Source organism: Stenotrophomonas sp. 2YAF22, assembly GCF_052114665.1.
GTDB classification, from domain to species: domain Bacteria; phylum Pseudomonadota; class Gammaproteobacteria; order Xanthomonadales; family Xanthomonadaceae; genus Stenotrophomonas; species Stenotrophomonas indicatrix.
Genome location: NZ_JBFRFE010000385.1, coordinates 1 through 4,172 on the forward strand (window position 1 = coordinate 1; position 4,172 = coordinate 4,172).

Sequence of the window (4,172 nt, forward strand, 5' to 3'; positions counted from 1 at the left end):
CTCCGCAACCTGCGCCTGGCGGAGATCCGAGAGCAGGCCCTGGCGCGATGCCTCCAGCGTGTCCCAGCGTGCGGCCACATGCAGCGGCGGAATGGTCACGGTCTCGCGGCGATCAAAGCCGACCAGGGCTGCATCAACCAGTTCGCCAACGTCCATCACTTCGGGCAGCGTGTTGATGTCGATGCCGGCACGCTCCCAGATCTCGGTGCGGGTGGCCGCCGGCAGGACGGCCTGCACGTAGACGCCCTGGGGCGACAGTTCCAGGCTGAGACCCTGCGAGAGGAACAGCACGAAAGCCTTGGTCGCGCCGTAGACGGTCATGCCAAGCTCCGGTGCCAGGCCGACGACCGAGCCGATGTTGACGATCGCGCCTTCGCCGGCGGTGGCCAATCGCGGTGCAATGGCAGCGGCCAGGCGCGTCAGGGCGAGGGTGTTCAGTGTCACCAGTTGGTCGATGCTGTCGGCCGATTGCGCGGTGAAGCCACCGGACTGCGCGATGCCTGCGTTGTTGATCAGGATGCCGATACGGGCATCGTCACGCAGGCGGGCTTCCACGGCGGCCAGATCGCTGCGCTGGGTGAGGTCGGCCGGCAGGACGTCTACGGCGACCCCGGTGTCCTGGCGCAGGCGCGCGGCCAGTGTTTCCAGGCGCGTCTTGTCGCGCGCAACCAGCACCAGGTCGTGGCCGCGGCGTGCGAAGCGTTCGGCGTAAACGGTGCCGATGCCGCTGGAGGCGCCGGTGATGAGGACGGTGGGAAGCTGGCTCATGGTGTGTCTCGTGGAATTGGAAGGGGCGAACGGCGTGTGCAGCGCGGCGCTGTCGAACGGGTTACTGCGGCGCCGTATCGGTCAATGCGGGGTAGTCGGTGTAACCCTCCGCACCGCCGCCGTACAACGTCGCTGGATTCAACGCGTTCAACGGCGCGCCGGTTTTCAGGCGTTCGACCAGATCGGGATTGCTGATGAAGCCGCGGCCAAACGCGATCAGGTCTGCATTGCCAGCGGCAAGGCGTGCGTTGGCCAGTTCAAGGTCGTAGCCATTGTTGGCCAGGTAAGTGCCGGTGAAACGTCGGCGCAGGCTGTCAAAGTCGAACGGCGCTACGTCGCGCGGGCCGCCGGTAGCACCTTCCACCACGTGCAGGTACACGATGCCCAGTGCGCTGAGCTGATCGACGATGTAGTCGTACTGGGGCTGCGGGTCGCTGACGGTGGAAATCGCGTTGGCTGGAGAAACCGGCGAGATGCGCACACCGGTGCGATCGGCACCGATCTCCTCGGCCACGGCGGCGGTGACTTCCAGCAGCAGGCGTGCGCGGTTCTCGACCGAACCGCCGTACGCATCGGTGCGCTGGTTGGCGCCGTCCTTGATGAACTGTTCCAGCAGGTAGCCGTTCGCACCGTGGATTTCGACCCCATCGAAGCCGGCGGCGATGGCATTGGCGGCGGCCTGGCGGAAGTCGTTGACGATGGCCGGCAGTTCGTCGATCTCCAATGCGCGCGGCTCGGACACATCAACAAAGCCGTTGTGCACGAACGTCTTGGTCTGCGCACGGATGGCCGAGGCGGAGACGGGTGCGGCGTGGCCGGGCTGCAGATCCACGTGCGAGATGCGGCCCACGTGCCAGAGCTGCACGAAGATGTGCCCGCCACGTGCGTGTACGGCGTCGGTGACCTGGCGCCAGCCGTCGATCTGATCCTGCGTGTAGAGCCCGGGCGTGTCCTGGTAGCCCTGGGCCTGGGCCGAGATCTGGGTGGCCTCGGTGATGATCAGGCCGGCCGAGGCCCGTTGGGCGTAGTAGGTGGGCGCCAGCGGGCTGGGCACCAGGCCGGCATCGGCGCGGTTGCGCGTCAGCGGTGCCATCACGATACGGTTGGCCAGCGTCAGTGGGCCAAGGGGGTAGGGCTGGAACAATGTCGTGGTCGTCATCTGATGTGGGGCTGGTGGTCGTTGCCACAATGATGATGACCGTAATCCATGATGTCAATGGTTTGATGATGAACGTAATCCATATGTGCTAGACTGCCGTCCTTCCGCAGCACAGCCCCTGGGGCATCGGGTCATGAAGGTCACCAAGGCACAAGCGCAGGCCAACCGGGCGCACATTGTCGAAACCGCATCCACGCTCTTCAGGGAGCGGGGCTACGACGGTGTGGGCGTTGCAGACCTGATGGCGGCTGCAGGGTTTACCCACGGTGGCTTCTACAAGCATTTCGGCTCCAAGACCGACCTCATGGCCGAAGCCTCCATCTGCGGCCTGGCGCAATCTGYCGACGCTGCGGCGGGCATGGATCTGGCTGGATTTCTTGGCTACTACCTTTCCCGGGAGCATCGGGATGACCCAGGCCACGGCTGCACGATGGCCGCGTTGAGTGCAGACGCCGCGCGCCAGCCGGCAACGGTCAAGGCAGCCTTTGCCGCCGGCATTGAAGCCCAGATAGGGCGCCCTGCCGGCGAGGATGAGCCGATGGGCGAGCACGCCAGCCCGGAGGCGCGTGCGCGCCGGATAGCCCTGATGGCCATGGCCGTGGGCGCGGTGGTGCTGTCCAGGTCCTGTCCGGATGATTCGCCGCTGGCAGACGAAATCCTGGATGCGTGCCGGGCGGCTGTGATGGCGCGCCTGTCGGATGTGCCCGATCGCTGAGTCGCGCCTGCGCGCGTGCGTCTGGGCCGTCAGCCGGCGCGCGCGATGCAGGCCGCCGTGCTTCAGTCCGACCTGGCACCACCGCGGACCTTAAGCGTCCCGCTTCAGCCAGCCCACCAGCGCCGAAAATGCCGGCGAGGGCTGCCGGCGGTTCGGGTAGTACAGGTGATAGCCCGGAAAAGGCACGCACCATTTGTCGAGCACGGCAAGCAGCCGGCCCTCGGCAATGTGATCGGCCACCATCGGCTCAGGCACGTACGCCAGGCCCAGGCCGTCCAGGGCGGCATTGATCACGTGGATCATGCTGTTGAACACCAGTGGTCCGTCGCCGCGCACGGTGAACTCCTTGCCCTTCTCCTCGAACTCCCACGCATAGATCGCGCCATTCGGGCGATGCCGGATGTGCACGCAGCGATGTTGCGTGATATCGGCGGGCTTCCTTGGCTTGGCATGCTTCTGGAAGTAGTCGGGCGATCCCACCACCACCAGCCGCCAATCCGGCCCGACCCTGACCGCGATCATGTCCTTGCTGAGCGCCTCGCCCAGCCGGATGCCGGCGTCGAAGCGCTGTTCCACCACGTTGGTGAAGCCGTAATCGACGTAGAACTCCAGTGTGATGTCCGGATACTCGGCGAGGAATCCGGCAAGGCGAGGGCGGATGATGGTCTCCATTGAATCGTCCGTGCAGGAGATCCGCAGGGTTCCGGCCGGGCGATCGCGCAGATCCCCCAATGCCTCCACACTGGCGCCGATGGCCTCGAAGTGCGGTGCGATGGAGCGCATCAGGCGCTCGCCCGCCTCGGTCGGGGAGACGTTGCGCGTGGTCCGGGCCAGCAGCCGGATGCCCAGGCGCTCCTCCAGCAGCCGCATGGAGTGGCTGAGCGCCGAGGGTGTCACCCCCAGGCGAACAGCAGCCTTGGTGAAGCTCTGCTCCTGTGCCACCACCAGGAAGGCCTGCAGGTCGTTGGTCTTCACGCTGCTCATGGGTCAATTGTGAGCTCAACTCAGTAATGCATCAACTTTCAGCCGGCTTATCGCGGTAGCAGGCGCCGCCTATCGTGGCGACCTGAGTTCCCACTGAGGCCGTCCGCACATGAAACCCACCACGCTGCTGCTGGCACTCATTGCCAGCCATTTCGTTCCGCAGTCGGCCGTGGCCGCCGAGGCACCGGTCGCCGCAAGAACCGCCGGCGCCGACAATTTCTACAGAAGCGCCAGCGTAAAGGGCGAGCGCGTCAGCTTCCGCAACCAGTACCAGATGGAGGTGGTCGGAACGCTGTACCGGCCTCAGGGGCAGGTGCAGGGTGCCCGCGCGCCAGCCGTGGTAGTCGGTCATCCGATGGGCGCAGTGAAGGAGCAGAGTTCACAGTTGTACGCGCAGAAGCTGGCTGAGCAGGGCTTCGTTACGCTGGCGATCGATCTTTCCTTCTGGGGAGAGAGCGCCGGTACCCCGCGGCACCTGGTGTCGCCGGAAATCTATTCGGACGACGTCAGCGCGGCGGTTGACTTCCTGAGCACGCAGTCGTTCGT

5 protein-coding genes are annotated in these 4,172 nt (G+C 65.7%); 2 read left to right on the forward strand and 3 right to left on the reverse strand.

Features of this window, described 5'->3' with window-relative positions:
- Both AB4Y84_RS14960 and AB4Y84_RS14965 read right to left on the reverse strand, forming a co-directional pair.
- Positions 1-768, reverse strand: a 768-nt coding sequence (locus tag AB4Y84_RS14960) for an SDR family NAD(P)-dependent oxidoreductase (protein WP_442250361.1), incomplete at its 3' end; no start/stop codon positions are given.
- A 61-nt stretch (positions 769-829) separates the two neighbouring features.
- Positions 830-1,927 (reverse strand): alkene reductase, encoded by a 1,098-nt coding sequence (locus AB4Y84_RS14965; protein ID WP_229978848.1) that lies wholly within the window; start codon positions 1,925-1,927, stop codon positions 830-832.
- 133 nt (positions 1,928-2,060) lie between these two features.
- On the opposite strand from AB4Y84_RS14965, the gene AB4Y84_RS14970 reads away from it, so the two are divergent.
- A complete protein-coding gene (locus AB4Y84_RS14970) occupies positions 2,061-2,642 on the forward strand; it encodes a TetR/AcrR family transcriptional regulator (RefSeq protein WP_442250362.1) in 582 nt (193 codons plus the stop codon).
- Positions 2,643-2,732: 90 nt separating this feature from the next.
- Here AB4Y84_RS14970 and AB4Y84_RS14975 read toward each other — a convergent pair whose 3' ends face one another.
- Complete coding sequence (locus AB4Y84_RS14975) at positions 2,733-3,626, reverse strand: LysR family transcriptional regulator (RefSeq protein WP_180167112.1); 894 nt, start codon at positions 3,624-3,626, stop codon at positions 2,733-2,735.
- Between the two features lie 109 nt (positions 3,627-3,735).
- Between AB4Y84_RS14975 and AB4Y84_RS14980 the strand changes: the two genes are divergently transcribed.
- Positions 3,736-4,172 (forward strand): alpha/beta hydrolase (locus AB4Y84_RS14980; RefSeq protein ID WP_442250363.1); only part of this gene is annotated, 437 nt, incomplete at its 3' end.

What these genes read in the sequence shown, in the direction of transcription:
- AB4Y84_RS14975 (WP_180167112.1), bottom strand. Translation starts at nt 3,626, where the DNA reads ATGAGCAGCGTGAAGACCAACGACCTGCAGGCCTTCCTGGTGGTGGCA.
- AB4Y84_RS14965 (WP_229978848.1), bottom strand. Translation starts at nt 1,927, where the DNA reads ATGACGACCACGACATTGTTCCAGCCCTACCCCCTTGGCCCACTGACG.